Below are 1520 nucleotides of genomic sequence, written 5' to 3' on the forward strand. Positions count from 1 at the left end.
TCGTAAATCAAAGCACAAAATTGTCTAATCTCAAAATACAACACCATGTTAAAAGGATTTTTTAATGTCCCAAAAGCGGTAAACGAACCCGTAAAATCATACGCTCCAGGTTCTCCTGAACGAGCAAAAGTTGCTGAAACATACAAAACTATGTGGAATTCTCAAGTAGAGGTTCCATTATATATAGGTAGCGAAGAAATTAAAACTGGTGACACTAAAAAAATGTCGGCTCCTCATGATCACCAACATATTGTAGGTGTTTATCACCAAGCAGACAGAGCTTTAGTTGAAAAAGCAATTACAGAAGCATTAGAAGCTCGTAAAAAATGGGCAGCAATGGCTTGGGAAAACAGAGCTGGAATTTTCTTAAAAGCAGCAGAATTATTAGCAGGTCCTTACCGCGCTAAAATCAATGCAGCTACTATGATTGCACAATCAAAAACAATTCACCAAGCCGAAATTGATTCCGCTTGTGAGTTGATCGACTTCTTACGTTACAACGTAGAATTCATGACGAAAATTTACGCAGATCAACCAGCTTCAACTTCTGATATGTGGAACCGTGTTGAATACAGACCATTAGAAGGTTTTGTATATGCCATTACCCCTTTTAACTTCACAGCTATTGCAGGAAACTTACCTTCAAGTGCAGCTTTAATGGGTAATGTAGTAGTTTGGAAACCAGCTGCAACTCAAGTATATTCTGCCAATGTGATTATGCAAGTTTTCAAAGAAGCAGGTTTACCAGACGGCGTTATCAATATGGTAATGGGTGATTCAGGAATGGTTTCTGACGTAGTTTTATCAAGTCCACATTTAGCAGGAGTTCACTTTACAGGTTCAACTGGCGTTTTCAATGACATTTGGAAAACTATCGGAAATAACATTGCAACTTACAAAACATACCCTAGAATCGTTGGAGAAACAGGTGGAAAAGATTTCATCATTGCGCATCCATCAGCTAATGCAAAACAAGTAGCAACCGGAATTTCTCGTGGTGCTTTTGAATTCCAAGGACAAAAATGCAGTGCAGCTTCACGTGTTTATATTCCACAAAGTTTATGGCCAGCGGTTAAGTCTAATTTAGAAGCAGATTTAGCTTCAATGAAAATGGGTTCGCCTGAAGATATGAGTAATTTCATTACAGCTGTTATTTCAGAAGCTTCATTTGATAAATTAGCACGTTACATTGACCAAGCTAAAAACGATAGCGATGCAGAAGTAATCATGGGTGGAAATTATGATAAATCAAAAGGTTATTTCATTGAACCAACAGTTATCTTAACTACAAATCCAAAATATACTACTATGGAAACCGAATTATTCGGACCAGTGGTTACGATTTATATTTACGAAGACGCAAAATGGTCTGAAACTTTGAAATTGGTAGACGAAACTTCAGAATATGCTTTAACAGGAGCTGTATTTAGCCAATGTCGTTATGCAGTAGAAGAAGCTACCGTTGCTTTACAAAATGCAGCAGGAAACTTCTACATCAACGACAAACCAACAGGTGCTGT

Annotated in this window: 1 protein-coding gene; it reads left to right on the plus strand. The window is 37.6% G+C overall.

Annotated elements, in window-relative coordinates:
• Positions 1-45: 45 nt before the first annotated feature.
• Positions 46-1520 (plus strand): L-glutamate gamma-semialdehyde dehydrogenase (gene pruA, locus Q0075_RS12290; protein WP_297869764.1); only part of this gene is annotated, 1475 nt, incomplete at its 3' end.

The organism is uncultured Flavobacterium sp. (genome assembly GCF_937967675.1).
Classification (GTDB): domain Bacteria; phylum Bacteroidota; class Bacteroidia; order Flavobacteriales; family Flavobacteriaceae; genus Flavobacterium.